The organism is Glycomyces terrestris, from assembly GCF_003933745.1.
In the GTDB taxonomy this organism is placed as follows: Bacteria; Actinomycetota; Actinomycetes; order Mycobacteriales; family Micromonosporaceae; genus Glycomyces; species Glycomyces terrestris.
Genome location: NZ_RSEB01000007.1, coordinates 148,274 through 165,199, shown reverse-complemented (window position 1 = coordinate 165,199; position 16,926 = coordinate 148,274). Strand labels below are relative to the sequence as shown.

Sequence of the window (16,926 nt, the reverse complement as noted above, 5' to 3'; positions counted from 1 at the left end):
ACCCGACGGTCCGCGCCGCCGCCGTTCACTTCACCTGGAGCTCGGCGACGATCGTCGAGAAGTGGGAGCGGATGCGGTCGTCGGTCGGGTCGTCCGCGGGGGTCCAGTGGACGGACATGCGCTCGTACAGCGTGTTCCGCTGGGCCGGGACGCGGTCGGCGGAGCGGATGAGGCCGATGAGCTCGGAGAGGCGCGACTGGTGGCGGGCGCCGGCCGAGGAGATCACGTTCTCCTCCAGCATGATCGAGCCGAGGTCGTCGACGCCGAGGTGGAGGCTCAGCTGGCCCGAGGCCTTCCCGGTCGTCAGCCACGACGACTGGAGGTGCTTCACGTTGTGGAAGAACAGCCGCGCGGTCGCCAGCAGCCGCAGGTACTCCAGGGTCGTCGCCTGGGTGCGGCCCTTGAGGTGGTTGTTCTCGGGCTGGTACGTCCACGGGATGAACGAGCGGAACCCGCCGGTGCGGTCCTGCACGTCGCGGATCATCCGCAGGTGCTCGATCCGCTCGGCCGCGGTCTCGCCGGTGCCCATCATCATCGTCGCGGTCGATTCGAGGCCCTGGAGGTGCGCGCCCTCCATGATCTCCAGCCAGCGCTCGCCCGACTCCTTGAGCGGCGCGAGCGCGGTGCGCGGGCGGGCCGGGAGCATCTCGGCGCCGGCACCCGCGATCGAGTCGAGCCCGGCGGCCTTGATGCGGCGGATCGCCTCGGCGATCTCGACGCCGGAGACCTTCGCCATGTGCGCGATCTCGGAGGGCCCGATCGAGTGGATCATGAGCTGCGGGTACTCGCGCTTGACCGAGGAGAACAGCTCCTCGTAGTACTCGACGCCGAAGTCGGGGTGGTGCCCGCCCTGGAGCATCACCTGCGTGGCGCCGAGGCCGACGGCCTCGCCGCAGCGGCGCAGGACCTCCTCCATCGGGTGCGCCCACCCCTCCTCGTGCTTGGGGGCGCGGTAGAAGGCGCAGAACCTGCACGCCGTGACGCACACGTTCGTGTAGTTGATGTTCCGGTCGATGATGTAGGTGACGATGTTGTCGCCGATGACGCGGCGCCGGGCCGCGTCGGCGGCCTCGGCGAGGGGGTGGAAGGGCGCGTCGGTGTAGAGCAGCAGGGCTTCCTCGGCGCTGATGGCGCCGCCGTCGGCGGCGCGGGCGAGGACCTCGTCAATCTCGGCCATGCACGAAGCGTATCCGCCCCGGGGCCCTGCGGGACAGTGCGGCCGAGCGGATTGACTCGTGGGTTACCCCCCGGTCCGCCGCGGGCCCGGGGCCGCCGCGGTCAGACGGTGTAGAGCTCGGTGTGGATCTCGCCGGTCCCGGCGGCCTCGAGGACCTCCTTGACGCCGAGGACCATCTCGTACGGGCCGCACAGGAACCACTCGTCGACCTCGCGCGGGTCGACGACGGCGCCGAGGACCTCCCGGAGGCGCTCGGGGGTGAGGCGGCCGGTGAGCAGCGGCGTGGGGCCGTCGGCGCGGGTGCGGATGTGGTGGAGGCGGAGCCGGTCGCCGTGGGCGCGTTCGAGTTCGCGCAGCTCGGCGGCGAACATGGTGCTGTCCTCGGTGCGGTTGGAGTACAGGAGCGTGACCGTGGCGCCCGCTTCGAGGGCGGCGGTGGCGATCGCGATGATCGGGGTGATCCCGGAGCCGGCGACGACGGAGCCGTAGTGGCGGTCGGGCCGGATGTCGGTGCAGAAGTGCCCGAGCGGCGGGAGGACTTCGAGGACGTCGCCGGGCAGGAGCCGCCGGTTCGCGTACCCGGAGAAGGAGCCCTTCGGGATCGAGCGGATGCCCAGGCGCAGGGTGCCGCGCTCGGCGAGTTCGCGCGGCGTGGAGGCGAGCGAGTAGGAGCGGCGGACCTCGGACCCGTCGGGTTCGACGCGCTGGAACGTGAGGTGCTGGCCGGGCTTGAAGTCGAACGCGGGCCGCAGGTGCTCGGGGACGGCGAGGGTGACCTCGACGGCGTCGGCGGTGAGGGGGCGGACGGCGCTGACGGTGAGCTTGTGCCACGCCGGGCGGGACTTGCGGGGCTGCTTCAGCTCGATGGCCACGGGGCGGTCCTTCCCTGTCTCGGTCGGCGGCGCGGGCGCGCCGGGCTTGCGGTCGTTCCGGTCAGGGGCCGGGTCAGACCTCGCTGTCGAAGAATTCGGGCCCTTCGGGCGAAAGGTCCTTCACTTCCGTGTAACGGACGGCGCGGGAGGCGAATTCCCGCAGGCCGGCGAGGTGGCGCTCACTGAGGCCGAACTGGAGCCGGTCGAAGTACTCGGCGAGCGCGGCGGGCGCGAAGGGCTCCCAGCGGGCGGCGGAGGCGACGACGGCGCCGATCTCCTCGCGGCTGAGGCGTACGGACTCGCGGAACGCGAGGTGGACGTCCTTGACGAGCCCGGGGTGGGCCTCGGCGTAGTCGCGGCGCACGGCCCAGACGGCGAAGACCATGGGCAGGCCGGTCCAGTCCTTCCAGGCGGCGGCGAGGTCGAGGACGTGGCGGCCCCGGGGGTCGTGGTGGACGCGGAGGGCCTCGTCGCCGATGAGGACGGCCGCGTCGGCGCCGGCGAGCGCGGTCTCGGGGTCGGGCGGCGTGACCTGGTAGGCGGGCCGGCGGCCGTACCGCTCCTCGAGGAGCATCCGGCCGAGGAGGACGCCGGTGCGGGAGAAGGAGGCGAGGGAGACGCGGGGTTCGGCGGGGAGGTCGGCGAGGGGGGTCTTGGAGACGAGGTTGACGCTGAGGACGGGGCCGTCGGCGGCGACGGCGGGGTCGGGGATGAGGAGCAGGTCGTCGCGGTGGCGGAGGTATTCGACGAGGGTGATCGGTCCGATGTCGAGGCCGCCTTCGACGAGGAGGCGGCTGAGCTCGTCGGGGGCGCCGCGGCGGAGGTCGAACTCGAGCAGCGCGCCCGTGCGGGCCAGTCCCCAGTAGATGGGCATGCAGTTGAGGAAGGCGATGTGGCCGACCCTCGGGCGTCGCGCGTGGTTCACAGTCCCGACGGTATCCCCCCTCTGAGTCTTAGGACCGTCCCGAGAGGGGGGCGGCGTCGCCGGCGTCACGGCCGGATCAGCGCTCGTCGATGTCGGCGAGGTCCTTGCCGCCCTCGGCGGGCTCGGCGTCGGCCTCGGCGGTGACGAGTCCGGCGAGGCGGTCGAGGACGTCCTCGTCGTCGCCGGTCAGGACGATCTCGTCGCCGGGGCGCACGTCGAGCACGAGGACCTGGAGGATCGACTTGGCGTCGTGCCGCTCGCCTCCGGTCTTCGCGATCGACACCTCGCCCGGCGCCTGCGCGGCCGTCTCGACGAAGACCGTCGCGGGCCGCGCCTGGATGCCGACCTCTGTGGTCACTTTCACACGGCGCTCGGCCATGCTGCTCACCCTCCCCCGGTTCTGCGGCGCCCGGGCCGGATGGCCCGCCGCCGCGGGGCCGCCGCGGCGGCCCTCCTGCACCAGGATGGACCGGCCGCGGGGACGGCGGGCGCGTTTTCGGGCTATTGCAGCGGGGACCGGGACAGAGCGGTCAGCCCTGGTCGTCGCCGGCCTCGGGCTTGGCGCCGTAGACGGTGGGGCGCGGGAGCGGGATGTGCTCGGGCAGCTCGGAGCGGTCGAGGAGGTTGCGGACGCGGGCGCGGCCGGGCCGGAAGCCGTCCTCCTCGGGCGGCGGCCAGGAGGCGGGCGCGAGCTTCTGCGCGCCGGTCTTCGTGGTCGGCTCCTCGAAGAGGCTGATGTCGGGCGCGTTCACGATCGTCCTGCGCGACGATTCGGCCTCGGTGGCGGGGCCCTCTTCGGGGGCCCCGCTCGGCGGGGTCGGCTCGGCGGGCGGCTCGGGCTCGGCCGCGGCGGGCGTCGGCTCGGGGGTCTCGAAGTCGAGCGGGGCGGCGTCGGAGAACGGGCTGTCGGCCGCGAGGAACGCGGGCGGCGGCGCGGGCTCGGGGCGCGGGACCGGCTCGGGGTCGGGCACCGGCGGCGGCGCGGGGGCCGGGTCGGGGCGCTGCGGCGGGGTCGGCTCGGGGTGCGGGACCGGCTCCGGTTGCGGGATCGGGGCCGGCTCCGGCATCGGGACCGGCGGCACCGGGTCGGGCACGGGCTGCGGCGGCGTGGGCTGGGGCGGCGTGGGTTCGGCGACGGGCTCGGCGGTGCGCTCGTTGACGGTGGCGCCGTCCTCGAGGGCCGGCGGGGCGGCCGCGGCGGCCTGCTCGGCCTCGCCGAACGCGTCGGCGCCGAGGTCGATCGCGGGCTCGGGGACGTCGGGCACGGGCACGCCGACCGCTTCGGCGACGTCGGCCGCGGCGTCGGCGGCCTCGACGAGGTCGGCGCCGGGGCTCGGGGCGTCGACGACCGCGGCCTGGGCGAGGGCCTCCTCGAGCACGGGCTCGACGACGCTCTCGGGCTCCTCGCCGTCCTCGGCGAGGCCGGGCGAGCCGGGCGGGGCCGGCGGCAGGGACTCGCCGGGGACGTCGTCGCCGAGTCCCGCGAGGACGTCCTCGTCGTCGGCGGAGAGCTCGGCGTCGTCGTCGGGCTCCTCCGGGTCGGGGAGGGTGTCCCAGGCGGCGTCCTCGTCGTCGTCCTCCTCGGCGGTGACGGGCGCCGCCGGGGCGGGCGCGGCCGCCGCGGGCGGCTCGGGCGCGGCGGGCGGGGCCGGGGGCGCGGTCTCGCCGGGGAGGCTGAACGCGGGCGGCGCGGCGAACGACGCGCCCGGGGCCTCGGGCTCGGCCGAGGGCACGCTGAACGCGGGGCTGCTGAACGCGGGGCTGCTGAACGACACTGCGGGCTCGGCCGGCTCGGGGTCGGGCAGCGCGAACGGGGACGCGGCGGGCTCGGCCGGCGGGGCCGGGGGCGGTGCGGCGAAGGACGCGCCCGGGGCGGCCGGGGCGGCGTCGGGGACGCTGAACGGCGTGGGCGGCGCGTACGCGGCACCGGGGCTCGAGCTGGACGAGGACGGCACGCTGAACCCGGGCATCGCGGACTCGGGGACGGCGGGCGCGGTGGGGCCCGGGTCGGCGAACGGCGCCTCCGCGGGCGGGACGGCCGGCTGGCGGCGCAGGATCTGGGTGCCGTCGGGGGCCGGCGGCGGCAGGTCGGGCGCGGCGGGCGTCCCGGGCGGGGCGAACACGCCCGGCTCGGACGAGGGCAGGCTGAATCCGCCGCTCGGGGCCGCGAAGGGCGCGCCGGTCACCGGCGAGGACGGCTCCGAGTACTGCGGGGCCGCGGGCGGGGCCGCGAACGACTGCGGCGGGGACACCGGCGGCACGGTCGGCGGGGCGGCCGCGACCGGCGGCAGCGACTGCGACGACTGGTACGGCGGCGGGTACTGGGGCGCCGACTGGTAGGACGGCGGGGGCGGCTGCGGCGGCTGGTAGGGCGGGTACTGGCCCTGGTGCTGCGGCGCCTGCGGGTGGGGCGGCGGGACCTGCGCGGCCCCGTACGCGGGCGGCTGCGGCGGCTGGACGGGGGCCGAGCCGTACTGCGGGACCGCGGCCTGGCCGTGCTGCGGCACGGCGGCCGAGCCCTGCGCGGGCTGACCCCACTGCTGCTGCGGGGCGCCGTACGGCGGCTGGTTCGGGGGCGGCACCGCCGCGTAGCCCTGGTTCGGGGGCGCGGTCGGCTGGTAGGCGCCCGGCGGCGCGTACTGGGGCTCCGGGGGCGCGGCGTGGCCCTGGGGCTCGCCGGGCGGGGCGTACTGGGGCACGGCGGCCGCGCCGTACGCCTGGGGCGCACCGGGAGGCGCGTACGACGGCGTGCCGTAGGACGGCGCCCCGTAGGACGCCGGCGGCGGGTACTGCGGCTCCGCCGGGAAGCCCCCGATCGGGGGCGGCAGGGGGGCGCCGCACTGGGGGCAGCGGCGCTGCCCGGACGTCAGTCGCTGGCCGCAGGAGCTACAGCTGTTTCCGTCCACGGAAGCCTCCTCGGGGCTGGAGCGTCGTCAATCGGGCACCTCGGTATCCATCGTGCCATCAACTGGTCGCGGCCCGTGCACGCGTTCCCACTACTCGGCGATGGCGCACACCCGGTTCGCCGCCGCCGCAAGGGCGGCGGGGGGGCGTCGCCGCGCACGCTCCCGCACCGCGCGGGGGTGCGGCCGGCGGCGGTCCGGCCGCGTCCGTGGGCGATGCCGCTCACGCCTCGGTCTGGCGCGTCAGGATGCCCGCGGCCGTGTCGGACGTCGAGTCGGCGGGCGACTCGCCCTCGTCCTCGGTGGGGGTCTGCGCGCTCGCGGACGGGGTCGGCGACGGCGTCTCCGAGGGCTCCTCGGTGGTCGGCGTCGGGTCCGGGTCCTCGGACGTGGGGTCGTCGTCCGGGGTCGTGGTCGGGTCGTCGTCCGGCGTGGTCGTCGGGTCGTCGTCGGGGGTCGTGGGGTCCTCGCCGCCGGGCGTCTGCGTCGGGTCCTCGGCGTCGGGGTCGGTCTGGACCGCGTCCACGACGCGGTGCGCGCCCGCGAAGTTCTCGAACCAGATCGAGCTGATCTTCACCACGTCGCCGGAGCGGGGCGCCTGGATCATCTTGCCGTCGCCCAGGTACATGCCGGTGTGGTAGACCGACTGCCAGTTGCCCGGGTCGTCCCACCAGTACAGGAGGTCGCCGGGGAGGAGCTTCTCGACGTCGACCGGCTTGTCGCGGGTCGCGTTGTACTGGTCGGCCGCCACGCGCGGCAGGCTCACGCCCGCGTACGCGTACGCGGACTGGACCAGGCCGGAGCAGTCGAAGGCGTCGGGGCCCTCGGCGCCCCACAGGTACGGGTCGCCGAGCTGCGCGAGCGCGTACTCGACGGCCTTCTTCGCCTCGGGGGCGGCGTCCCAGCCGTCGACCTCGGAGGAGAAGTCGCCGGAGTAGTCGGCCGCGGCGGCCTCGCGCTCGCGCTCGAGCTGCTCCAGGGCCTCGCGGTTGTCGGCGATGAGCTCGTTCAGGTCGGTCTGGGCGGCGTCGAACTCGGTGTCGAGCGCCAGGTAGCGGCTCTCGGCGCGGTCGGCGGAGAGGACGGCGGCGTCGTAGGCGGCGCGCGCCACGGACTCGGCGGTCGCGGCCTCGTCGAGGTCGGCCGAGAGCGCGGGCAGGTCCCATTCGCCGCCGAGCGGCGCGAGCCCGGACAGGTCGGGGAGCTCGGTGTCGGGGACGCCGGCGGTGTCGGCGTAGGCCTCTCCGGCGGCGTGGTCGAGCGCGGACTGCGCGGCCTCGAGCTCGCCGGTGGTCGCGGTCCACGCGGTCTGGGCGTCGGCGAGGCGGGTCTCGCGCGCGAGCCACTCCTCCTGGGCGGCCGTGGTGTCCTCGGCGAGCTGCGCGAGCTCGATCTGCGCGGCCGCGATCTGGTCGCCGAGCGGGCCGTCGGCCGTCTCGGGGTTGGTGACCGGGGTGTCGTCGCCCGCGCCGCCGAGGGGCCGGCCGCCGTCGTCGGGGACGGTGACGCCCGGCTGGGCGAACGCGGGGAGCGCCCCGCCGAAGACGACGGCCGCCGCACCGGCGGCGGCGATCATGCGGGCACCGAACCGTGAAACGCGCATGTGAGGTGTCCTTCTGTGGGGGAGGCCACGGATACTGTACCGAATACACGCAACTCTCGCGTCCGAGGTTGCTCGTGAGCACGGATCGTGTTGGGCGACACGGGATGTCGGACCCGGCGCGGAACATTGATTCGGGGGGCCTCCCGGTGTCCGAATTGCCGGGACGCTCCGTTCACGTTCGCCGGGCCCGCGGACCCGGGTCCCCCGGCGCGGCCCCGCGCGTTCACGGCCTCACACGCGCCGCGTGCGCGGCGGCCGCGGTGTCGCCGCGGCGCTACGCTGGCGGGGAACCGACAACGTTGGGAGCGCCATGGACGGCAACGCGAAGTTCAAGGCCGGTATCGAGGAGAAGCTCGCGGCCGGCGAGCGGCTGACCTTCGAGGACGGCGTGGGGCTGTACGAGGTCGACGACCTCGCCTGGCTCGGCCGCCTCGCGCACGGGGTGCGCACCGCCAAGAACGGCGAGCGGACCATGTTCAACGTCAACCGGCACCTGAACCTCACCAACGTGTGCTCCGCCTCCTGCGCGTACTGCTCCTTCCAGCGCAAGCCCGGCGAGGCCGACGCGTACACGATGCGCGTCGAGCAGGCCGTGGCCCTCGCCGAGCAGATGCGCGGCGACGCCCCCACCGAGCTCCACATCGTCAATGGCCTCCACCCGACGCTCCCGTGGCGCTACTACCCGCGGGTCCTCAAGGCGCTCAAGGAGACCCTCCCCGAGGTGAACCTGAAGGCGTTCACCGCCACCGAGGTCCAGTGGTTCGAGAAGATCTCCGGCCTGACCGCCGACGAGATCCTCGACGAGCTCATCGAGGCCGGCCTCGAGTCGCTCACCGGCGGCGGCGCCGAGATCTTCGACTGGGAGGTCCGCCAGCACATCGTCGACCACGACTGCCACTGGGAGGACTGGTCGCGCATCCACCGCCTCGCCCACGCCAAGGGCCTGCGCACCCCCGCCACGATGCTGTACGGCCACATCGAGGAGCCCCGCCACCGCGTCGACCACGTGCTGCGCCTGCGCGAGCTCCAGGACGAGACCGGCGGCTTCGCCGTGTTCATCCCCCTGCGCTACCAGCACGACTTCCACGACTCCAAGGACGGCAAGATCCGCAACCGGCTCCAGGCCCGCACCACTATGGCGAGCCCGGCCGAGTCGCTCAAGGTCTTCGCCGTCTCGCGGCTCCTGCTCGACAACTTCGACCACGTCAAGTGCTTCTGGGTCATGCACGGCCTCGACGTCGCGCAGCTGTCGCTCTCCTTCGGCGCCGACGACCTCGACGGCTCGGTCGTGGAGTACAAGATCACCCACGACGCCGACGACTACGGCACCCCCGACAAGATGACCCGCGACGACCTCCTCGAGCTCATCCGCGACGCCGGCTTCCAGCCCGTCGAGCGCAACACCCGCTACGAGGTCGTGCGCGAGTACGACGGCCCCCAGACGATCGCCGAGCGCCGCGCCGAGCCCCAGTCGGTGACGTTCTAGTGGCCGAGGCGGCGCCGCAGGGCCCGGTGACGCTCGCGCAGCTCGTCGGCACGGTCCTGGCGTACTTCGTCATGGGCGCGGTCGTGCTCGCCGTCATCGACCTGCTGTTCGTGCTCCCCAGCGGGCGGCCCTTCGGCGAGACCTCCGGGTGGATCGCCGCGCTGCCGACCGTGTGGGCGTACACCGAGCAGTTCCGGCGCTACGGCGGCGCGGCCCGCTGGGGCGTCATGCTCGCCGGCGTCGTCCTCGGCCTCGGCGCCGGGATCGCCGTCGGCGTCCTGCTGCCGCCGACCTGGCCGCCGATGCTCACCGGCGGCCTCGCCGGGCTCACCGCCGCACTCGTCTACGCGCCCCTGTGGTACGCCGGGGCCCGCGCCTACGGAGAGGAACGGGTCGCATGAACCCGATCGCCAAGTACTTCCTGAGCCGCCTCGCGATCATCGCGGTCGTCGCCGTGCCGCTCATGTTCTTCCTGAACGTGCTGAACGCGCTCGCGATCGGCCTGCTCGCGTCCCTGGTCATCGGGTTCACGCTGCTGCGCAGGCAGCAGATGGCCATGATCGACCACATCGACGCGGCGTCCAGGCGCCGCCGCGAGGAGAAGCGGCAGCTGCGGGCCGAGCTCGCCGGGGACGACGCCTAGGCGTCCTTCATCAGCTCCGAGCAGATCTGGAGCGTCTCGGCCGCGCCCGCCTCCAGGGCCTTGCCGTAGTGCTTGAGCCAGGACCGGACGCCGTCGGGCGTGCCGGTCGACCAGGCGCGCTGCGCGCCCACGTACTCCGGCTGGCGCTCGAGGTGCCCGGCGTCCACGGTGATGAGCAGCTTCGGGTCGAGGCCCTTGGAGGCCAGCGCGAGGCGCGCGGCCGCGCGGGCGACCACGTTGTTCGCGACCGGGAACGGGCGCACCGACAGGAGCTCGCCGTGGACGACGGCGGCGGCCATCGCAGCCGGGATCTCCTTGGTGGGGTTGGTGACCAGGGCGCACAGGGCGTTGATGCGGGCCGACCCGGACTCGTCGACCTCGATGCGGCCGGGCTCGAAGTCGACGCCGGCGTCGGGCAGGTCGCGGGTGGCGAGCAGGTGGAGCTTCGCGAGGACGTACCGGGGCGAGACGGGCCAGACGTCCGCGAGGGACGGCAGGGCCTCGGTGACGGCGAGGACGCCGGAGACGACCGGGTCGTCGAAGTCGCCGGCGCGCAGCCGCTCCACGTCGCAGTCGTACCCGTCGAGCGCCAGGGTCGCGGAGGCGCTGTGCAGGGCGACCTCGGCCTCCACGAGCGCCTCGCCGCCGCGCAGGGCCTCGTGCCAGAGCATCCGGTCGACGTTGGCTCTGGCGTTCTCAAGGGCGTCGGCGACCTCGGAGAGTTCGAGGAGAGGCGCGAGAGGATCCACGGGCGGAACCTTACCTTTAGTGCGGAGCACGCAAACGGCGCACCGGGCGGGCTAGAGGGCAGTCACAGGTCGACGGCGGTCGTCGCACTCGTGCACCGGTCCGACGATACCTCCCGAATCGGCGCTCCTGGGTCCCCGAGACGAACGAATCCGACCGCTCGGCGGCCGCTCGCGGGCCGTTCGGCGCAGGAGGTTCCCAGATGCCGGAGCCGACCGCGGCGCACGTTCCGTGTCGGCCGGTTCGCGGTAGTGTTACGCGGCATAGACCCGCCTCACAGTCGCGCATCGGCGCGTAGATCTGTAAGGAGCCAATACCCGTGGCTGATACCCCGCAAGAGACGCTTGCCAACCTCCTGTCGGAGGAGCGGACCTTCCCGCCGTCCCCCGAGTTCTCGAAGTCGGCGAACGTCACCGCGGCCGCCTACGACGAAGCCGCCGCCGACCGCCTGGCGTTCTGGGAGCGGCAGGCCCGCCGACTCGACTGGTCGAAGGACTGGGACCGGGTCCTGGACTGGGACGACCCGCCGTTCGCGAAGTGGTTCACGGGGGGCGAGTTGAACGTCGCAGCGAACTGCCTCGACCGGCACGTCGCGAACGGCCTGGGCGACCGGGTCGCGATCCACTTCGAAGGCGAGCCCGGCGACACCCGCGCCGTCACGTACGCCGAACTCCTCGACGAGGTCAAGCGGGCCGCGAACGCGCTCACCGACCTGGGCGTGGAGGCCGGGGACCGAGTGGTCATCTACATGCCGATGATCCCCGAGGCCGCGGTCGCGATGCTCGCGTGCGCGCGCATCGGCGCCCCCCACTCGGTCGTGTTCGGCGGCTTCAGCGTGAGCGCCCTGTCCAGCCGCATCCAGGACGCGGGCGCGAAGCTCGTGATCTGCGCCGACGGCGGCTTCCGCAAGGGCAGGCCCCTCGCGCTCAAGCCCACGGTGGACGAGGCCCTCGAGTCGTGCCCGTCGGTCGAGAAGGTCCTGGTGGTCACCCGCACCGGGCAGGACGTCGGCTGGAACGACCGCGACGTGAAGTGGGAGGACGCCGTCGGCGGCGCCGCCGCCGAGCACGAGGCGCAGGCGTTCGACGCCGAGCACCCGCTGTTCATCCTGTACACCTCGGGGACCACGGGCAAGCCGAAGGGCATCCTGCACACCTCCGGCGGGTACCTGACGCAGGCGTCGTACACGCACCACGCCGTGTTCGACCTCAAGCCCGAGACCGACGTGTACTGGTGCACCGCCGACATCGGCTGGGTCACCGGGCACTCGTACATCGTCTACGGCCCCATGTCGAACGGCGCCACGCAGGTCATGTACGAGGGCACCCCGGACACGCCGCACACCGGCCGGTTCTGGGAGATCGTCCAGAAGTACGGGGTGACGATCCTGTACACCGCGCCGACGGCGATCCGCACGTTCATGAAGTGGGGCGACGACATCCCCGCGCGGTACGACCTGTCGAGCCTGCGCGTCCTCGGCTCGGTCGGCGAGCCGATCAACCCCGAGGCGTGGATCTGGTACCGCGAGCACATCGGCGGCGGCAGCGTCCCCGTCGTGGACACGTGGTGGCAGACCGAGACCGGCGCGATCATGGTGTCGCCGCTGCCGGGCGTCACCGCGACGAAGCCGGGCTCGGCGCAGCGGCCGCTCCCGGGCATCAACGTGGACGTCGTGGACGAGCAGGGCGAGTCGGTGCCGAACGGCGGCGGCGGGTTCCTCACCATCCGCGAGCCGTGGCCGTCGATGCTCCGCACCATCTGGGGCGACGACCAGCGCTTCCTCGACACGTACTGGGCGCACTTCGACGGCATGTACTTCGCCGGCGACGGCGCGAAGAAGGACGACGACGGCGACCTGTGGCTCCTCGGCCGCGTCGACGACATCATGCTCGTCTCCGGCCACAACATCTCCACGACCGAGGTCGAGTCGGCGCTCGTCAGCCACGAGACCGTCGCCGAGGCCGCGGTCGTCGGGGCCTCGGACCCGGTGACGGGCCAGGGCATCGTCGCGTTCGTGATCCTGCGCGGGCAGGCCGAGTCGAGCCCCGAGCACCTCGCGGAGCTGCGCGCGCACGTCGCAAAGACCTTGGGGCCCATCGCGAAGCCCCGCCAGGTCATCGTCGTCGCGGAGCTGCCGAAGACCCGCTCGGGCAAGATCATGCGCCGGCTCCTGCGCGACATCGCCGAGGACCGCGAGATCGGCGACGTCACCACCCTCGCCGACAACACCGTCATGAGCCGCATCAAGTCCGGCCTCCAGGCGGGCAAAGAGGACTGAGGCCGTGAGCACCCCGTGACGAGGTCGGGTCCGCGCCGCGCGGGCCCGACCTCGTACGCTGTGCGCGTGAACCGCAAGACCTTCGCCGACAGCGCCGCCCTGAAGCCGGGCCCCTGGACGCACCGGCAAGTCGACGCCAACGGCTCGCGCTTCCACGTGGCCGAGTACGGAGAGGGCCCCCTGATCCTGCTCCTGCACGGCTTCCCCGAGTTCTGGTGGGCGTGGCGGCACCAGATGCCCGCGCTCGCCGACGCCGGGTTCCGCATCGTCGCCGCCGACCTGCGCGGCTACGGCGCCTCCGACAAGCCGCCGACCGGGTACGACGCGTACACGATGGCCGCGGACGTCGTGGGGCTCGTGCGGGCCCTCGGCGAGCGCGAGGCGACCGTGGTCGGGCACGACCTCGGCGGCATCCTCGCGTTCGCGGCGGCCGCGTTCCACCCCAGGCAGTTCAAGTCGCTGGTGGTCCTCGGCGCGGCGCACCCGCTGCGCCAGCGCGCGGCGCTCGCGGTGGACCCGAAGGGGCAGCTGTCGGCGTCCCGGCACCTGTTCGCGTTCCAGATGCCCCGCTACGAGCACAAGCTGACCGCTTGGGACGCAAGGAAGGTGGCGGATTTGATGTACTCGTGGTCGGGCCCGGGCTGGCGGGGGTCGCGGGACTTCCAGGAGTACGTGCGGGCGTGCCGGGACGTCATCCAGATCCCGCAGGCCGCGTTCTGCGCGCTGGAGGCGTTCCGGTGGCCGTTCCGGACGTCGCTGGGCCTGGCGGGGCGGCGGTTCGTGAAGCTGCTCCAGCGGCCCACGACGGTGCCGACGCTCCAGCTGCACGGGGCGCTCGACTCGTGCGTGCTGCCGCGGACGGCGCAGGGCTCGGGCCGGTACGTGCACGGGCGGTACGAGTGGAAGCTCCTGGACGGGGTGGGGCACTTCCCGCAGCAGGAGGCGCCGGAGGTCGTGACGAAGGAGATCATCCGCTGGGCGTCGTGAGCGGGCGACCGGCGGGCCCGGGCCCTGCCGGCCTGAGCGCCGCCGGGACGAGGAGCGTCCCGCAGATCCGCGCGGGCGGGCCCTCGAGGCGGGCGCTCGGGGCCTTTGGCCGGGTGAGCCGCGGTCACAATTCGGCGGACAACTAGCCGACCGGCTAGCCGTTGGGGCAGGATTGACGCGGCAAGCTGCTGTCGAACCGAAGGCGGGTCCATGTCCCATGCCGCGTTCGCGCTCCAGGGCGCGACGATCCTCCCCATCACGTCGGCTCCGATCGAGCAGGGCGTCGTCATCGTCGAGGACGGCCGCATCAGCGCCGTCGGCGGACCGGACCTCCCGGTGCCCGCGGGCGTCGAGGCGGTCGACGCGACCGGCAAGTGGATCATGCCGGGCCTCATCGACGCCCACACGCACCTGGGCGTCCACGAGACCGGCGAGGGCTGGGCCGGCGACGACACGAACGAGATGACCGACCCGAACACCGCGCACGTGCGGGCCCTGGACGGCATCAACCCGGCCGAGGCCGGTTTCGCCGACGCGCTCCGCGGGGGCGTGCTCACCGCGTGCATCAACCCGGGGTCGGGGAACGTCATCGGCGGCGAGTGCGTGGTCGTGAAGACCGCCGGGAGCGTCCGCGTCGACGATCTCGTGGTCCGCTCCCCCGCCGGCATCAAGTCGGCGCTGGGCGAGAACCCGAAGCGCGTGTACGGCGAGAAGGGCCAGACCCCGAAGACGCGCATGGGGACCGCGGGCGTGCTCCGGTCGGCGTTCGTGGCCGCCGAGAAGCACCGGGCCGCCGAGCGCCCCGACCGGGACCTGAAACTCGAGAACCTCGTGCGGGTCCTCGACCGCGAGATCCCGTGGCGGCAGCACTGCCACCGGGCCGACGACATCGCGACCGCGATCCGCGTCGCGGACGAGTTCGGGTACGACCTCGTGCTCGACCACGGCACCGAGGCGCACCTGCTCGCGGACGTCTTGGCGGAGAAGGAGATCCCGGTCCTGTTCGGGCCGCTGCTGACCGCCCGCGCGAAGGTCGAGACCGCGAAGCGGTTCCCGGAGAACGCGGTGCGGATGGCCGAGGCGGGCGTGAAGCTCGTGATCATGACCGACCACCCGGTGGTCCCGATCCAGTACCTGATCGTGCAGGTCATGGAGTGCGTGAAGGCGGGCCTGGACCGCGAGACCGCGCTGCGGGCCGTCACGATCCACCCGGCCGAGGTGCTCGGCGTCGCCGACCGGCTGGGCTCGCTCGAGGCGGGCAAGGACGCGGACTTCTGCGTGTGGTCGGGAGACCCGCTCGACTACTACTCGACGGTGGAGCGCGCGTACATCGACGGCGTCCAGGTGAGCTGAGGGCCCGGGACGGCCGCCGCGGAGGCTGCGGCCGCCGCCCCGGACGCGGACGGGGCCGGAGAGCTGCGGCTCTCCGGCCCTTTCGCTGTGCGGACCTAGGCGGCCCGGCGGACTTCGGCTCGCGTGGGCAGGACCGCGGCTTCGCCCCGCACCCGCAGTTCGCGGGCGAGGAAGCCGTGGCGGGCGGCGGCGAAGCCGCCGACGATCCGGTCCATGAGCGACGGCCGGTCGGGAACGACCGGGGCGTCGGGCAGGGCCGAGCCGGCCTCGGACTTGATCAGCTGCACTGCGAGGAACGCGTACGGGTCCATGGGTGTTTCCTTCCGGGCGGTGATGCGAGATGCGTGCCGCGCCGGTGCGGCATGAGGCCGGTTTCCGATCCCCCCGGGCCTCGCGCTCAACTCTGACCGGCCGGTGTCACCGGCTCATTACGCCCCAGGAAACCCTCGGGCAACCATTGTGAACACCAAGGTGCCGATCGAGCGCCAGGTCACACCAACCCCGGAACCCATGCGCCACAACAGCGGACCCCCAGCCCGGCACCGTCCAGACGTCCCGCCGGCGACCGCTCCCCGACCGCGCCGCCCGACGAAAAACCGCCCCGAACGGCAAAGCCGATCGGAGCGGTCCCGAACGTGGGTCCAGTGGGACTCGAACCCACAACCTACGGATTAAAAGTCCGCAGCTCTGCCAATTGAGCTATAGACCCACCGGGGACCTTACCGCATCAGAGAGGACGGGGCGCAGGTGGCGGGCCCGGGATGGTCTGGGGCACTCGGATTGTCGGAGGGGTGGTGCAGCATGACAGGGGTGCAGGTTTCGCATGGGCCGCGGCCGGATCACCGGCTTCCGGGCAAGCTCCACCGCCGGGCCGGTGGCGGTGGAACCCGCGGCGGGCGGTGTGGGCTCGGCTCCGCCGCTGTGGACGGCGCGGCGGCAGTCGCGGAGAACCGCCGCCGCGCCTATTCGATTCGCACGTCACACGTGGCCCTCGGTGGGGGCGGGCCCGCTCCCGCTTGAATCGAACATATGTACTATAGCGGATCGCCTAGGGCCCGTGCACCCCCGGTCGGGTGAAAACCCGACCGGCGGGGCGCGCTGGTGCGGCCCCGGCGGCACCAGGCGGACGGGCAGGTAGACTCGCCTGCTGTGCTCATACTGCTGCCGCCGTCAGAGGGGAAGGCCGTCCAGGGGGACGGTCCGTCCCTCGACCTCGGGCGACTCTCCTCTCCGGCGCTGAACCCCATCCGCGAACTCCTGGTCGACCGGCTCGTCGAGCTGTGCGCCGACGAGGAGACGGCTGCGCAGACGCTGAAACTCCCTGCGTCGCAGCGGCATTACGTCCAGGCCAACCGTGCGCTGCGCAGCGCGCCGACCCTCGCGGCCTGGGAGCTCTACAACGGCGTCCTGTACGACCGGCTCGGTCTCGGCGACCTGCCGGACGGGGAGCAGGTCCTCATCGCGTCGCCGCTGTGGGGGCTGCTGCGCCCGTCCGACCGGGTGCCGCCGTACCGGATGCCGATGAGCGCGCGGCTGCCCGACACCGAGCCGCTCGCGAAGCTGTGGCGCCCGGCCGTGGCCGAGGTGCTCGGCGCGCGCGACGAGCTCGTCGTGGACCTCCGCTCGGGCGCGTATGCGCAGGTGTGGGGCCCGAAGGACCGCGGTGTGTCGGTGCGCGTGTTCAAGGAGGACGCCGACGGCAGGCGCAGCGTCGTCACCCACATGGCGAAGGCGACGCGCGGCGAAGTCGCCCGGGCCCTCCTCGCCGGCGGCGCCCGCCCCGAATCCGCGGCCGACCTGGGCGACTTCCTCGCCGGCCAGGGCTGGAAGGTCGAGCTCTCCGAGCCCGCGACCCGCTCCAAGCCGTGGCTCCTCGACATCGTGAGCGCCTGACCGCGGGGCTGGATATGCGAGGGGCGGCTCGGGCTTTCGCCCGCGCCGCCCCTTCGGAG

Annotated in this window: 15 protein-coding genes and 1 tRNA gene; 7 read left to right on the top strand and 9 right to left on the bottom strand. The window is 73.6% G+C overall.

From position 1 onward, the window contains the following. Positions 1-25: 25 nt before the first annotated feature. From mqnC to EIW28_RS21965, 6 genes are all read right to left on the bottom strand, one after another. Positions 26-1,177, bottom strand: coding sequence for a cyclic dehypoxanthinyl futalosine synthase (mqnC, locus tag EIW28_RS21990; RefSeq protein WP_125249860.1), 1,152 nt, complete (start codon positions 1,175-1,177; stop codon positions 26-28). A 101-nt stretch (positions 1,178-1,278) separates the two neighbouring features. Continuing rightward, the gene (locus EIW28_RS21985; protein ID WP_125249859.1) at positions 1,279-2,049 is read right to left on the bottom strand and encodes an FAD-binding oxidoreductase; all 771 of its coding nucleotides are present in this window, start codon (positions 2,047-2,049) and stop codon (positions 1,279-1,281) included. A gap of 73 nt (positions 2,050-2,122) precedes the next feature. Then, on the bottom strand, positions 2,123-2,974 hold the full coding sequence (locus EIW28_RS21980; protein ID WP_197717417.1) for a menaquinone biosynthetic enzyme MqnA/MqnD family protein: 852 nt from the start codon (positions 2,972-2,974) through the stop codon (positions 2,123-2,125). 76 nt (positions 2,975-3,050) lie between these two features. Next, complete coding sequence (locus EIW28_RS21975) at positions 3,051-3,353, bottom strand: HPr family phosphocarrier protein (RefSeq protein ID WP_125249857.1); 303 nt, start codon at positions 3,351-3,353, stop codon at positions 3,051-3,053. Positions 3,354-3,504: 151 nt separating this feature from the next. Next, the gene (locus EIW28_RS25505) at positions 3,505-5,880 is read right to left on the bottom strand and encodes a hypothetical protein (protein ID WP_125249856.1); all 2,376 of its coding nucleotides are present in this window, start codon (positions 5,878-5,880) and stop codon (positions 3,505-3,507) included. A 220-nt stretch (positions 5,881-6,100) separates the two neighbouring features. Continuing rightward, complete coding sequence (locus EIW28_RS21965; RefSeq protein ID WP_125249855.1) at positions 6,101-7,480, bottom strand: C40 family peptidase; 1,380 nt, start codon at positions 7,478-7,480, stop codon at positions 6,101-6,103. A gap of 310 nt (positions 7,481-7,790) precedes the next feature. On the opposite strand from EIW28_RS21965, the gene mqnE reads away from it, so the two are divergent. From mqnE to EIW28_RS24395, 3 genes are read left to right on the top strand one after another with little or no spacing between them, the layout of a single operon-like run. Further along, positions 7,791-8,966, top strand: coding sequence for an aminofutalosine synthase MqnE (gene mqnE / locus EIW28_RS21960; RefSeq protein ID WP_125249854.1), 1,176 nt, complete (start codon positions 7,791-7,793; stop codon positions 8,964-8,966). Further along, the gene (locus tag EIW28_RS24400) at positions 8,966-9,367 is read left to right on the top strand and encodes a hypothetical protein (RefSeq protein ID WP_158630500.1); all 402 of its coding nucleotides are present in this window, start codon (positions 8,966-8,968) and stop codon (positions 9,365-9,367) included. The genes mqnE and EIW28_RS24400 overlap by 1 nt, the downstream gene beginning before the upstream one ends. Then, on the top strand, positions 9,364-9,609 hold the full coding sequence (locus tag EIW28_RS24395; protein WP_158630499.1) for a DUF4229 domain-containing protein: 246 nt from the start codon (positions 9,364-9,366) through the stop codon (positions 9,607-9,609). Before EIW28_RS24400 ends, EIW28_RS24395 begins: the two co-directional genes overlap by 4 nt. Here the strand turns inward: EIW28_RS24395 and EIW28_RS21950 are convergent. Next, complete coding sequence (locus tag EIW28_RS21950) at positions 9,606-10,358, bottom strand: oxidoreductase (RefSeq protein ID WP_125249852.1); 753 nt, start codon at positions 10,356-10,358, stop codon at positions 9,606-9,608. The two genes, EIW28_RS24395 and EIW28_RS21950, sit on opposite strands and share 4 nt — an antisense overlap. A 317-nt stretch (positions 10,359-10,675) precedes the next feature. On the opposite strand from EIW28_RS21950, the gene acs reads away from it, so the two are divergent. The 3 genes from acs (at position 10,676) to EIW28_RS21935 (ending at position 14,974) form a co-directional block, all read left to right on the top strand. Next, positions 10,676-12,634 (top strand): acetate--CoA ligase, encoded by a 1,959-nt coding sequence (gene acs / locus EIW28_RS21945; RefSeq protein ID WP_125249851.1) that lies wholly within the window; start codon positions 10,676-10,678, stop codon positions 12,632-12,634. 66 nt (positions 12,635-12,700) lie between these two features. Then, complete coding sequence (locus tag EIW28_RS21940) at positions 12,701-13,621, top strand: alpha/beta fold hydrolase (protein ID WP_125249850.1); 921 nt, start codon at positions 12,701-12,703, stop codon at positions 13,619-13,621. 210 nt (positions 13,622-13,831) lie between these two features. After that, on the top strand, positions 13,832-14,974 hold the full coding sequence (locus EIW28_RS21935) for an amidohydrolase (protein WP_125249849.1): 1,143 nt from the start codon (positions 13,832-13,834) through the stop codon (positions 14,972-14,974). A 95-nt stretch (positions 14,975-15,069) separates the two neighbouring features. Here the strand turns inward: EIW28_RS21935 and EIW28_RS21930 are convergent, their stop codons facing one another. Together EIW28_RS21930 and EIW28_RS21925 are read right to left on the bottom strand one after the other, a co-directional pair. After that, positions 15,070-15,285 carry a hypothetical protein gene (locus EIW28_RS21930; RefSeq protein ID WP_125249848.1) on the bottom strand — a complete coding sequence of 72 codons (216 nt, stop codon included), beginning with the start codon at positions 15,283-15,285 and terminating at the stop codon, positions 15,070-15,072. Positions 15,286-15,610: 325 nt separating this feature from the next. Beyond that, positions 15,611-15,683, bottom strand: a tRNA-Lys gene (locus EIW28_RS21925). Positions 15,684-16,123: 440 nt separating this feature from the next. On the opposite strand from EIW28_RS21925, the gene EIW28_RS21920 reads away from it, so the two are divergent. Beyond that, positions 16,124-16,867, top strand: a complete 744-nt coding sequence (locus tag EIW28_RS21920; RefSeq protein WP_125249847.1) for a YaaA family protein — start codon at positions 16,124-16,126, stop codon at positions 16,865-16,867. Positions 16,868-16,926: the final 59 nt, after the last annotated feature.

Coding starts and splice junctions, on each gene's coding strand:
- mqnC (WP_125249860.1), bottom strand. CDS start 1,177: ATGGCCGAGATTGACGAGGTCCTCGCCCGCGCCGCCGACGGCGGCGCC.
- EIW28_RS21975 (WP_125249857.1), bottom strand. CDS start 3,353: ATGGCCGAGCGCCGTGTGAAAGTGACCACAGAGGTCGGCATCCAGGCG.
- EIW28_RS21965 (WP_125249855.1), bottom strand. CDS start 7,480: ATGCGCGTTTCACGGTTCGGTGCCCGCATGATCGCCGCCGCCGGTGCG.
- mqnE (WP_125249854.1), top strand. CDS start 7,791: ATGGACGGCAACGCGAAGTTCAAGGCCGGTATCGAGGAGAAGCTCGCG.
- EIW28_RS24395 (WP_158630499.1), top strand. CDS start 9,364: ATGAACCCGATCGCCAAGTACTTCCTGAGCCGCCTCGCGATCATCGCG.
- EIW28_RS21935 (WP_125249849.1), top strand. CDS start 13,832: ATGTCCCATGCCGCGTTCGCGCTCCAGGGCGCGACGATCCTCCCCATC.
- EIW28_RS21930 (WP_125249848.1), bottom strand. CDS start 15,285: ATGGACCCGTACGCGTTCCTCGCAGTGCAGCTGATCAAGTCCGAGGCC.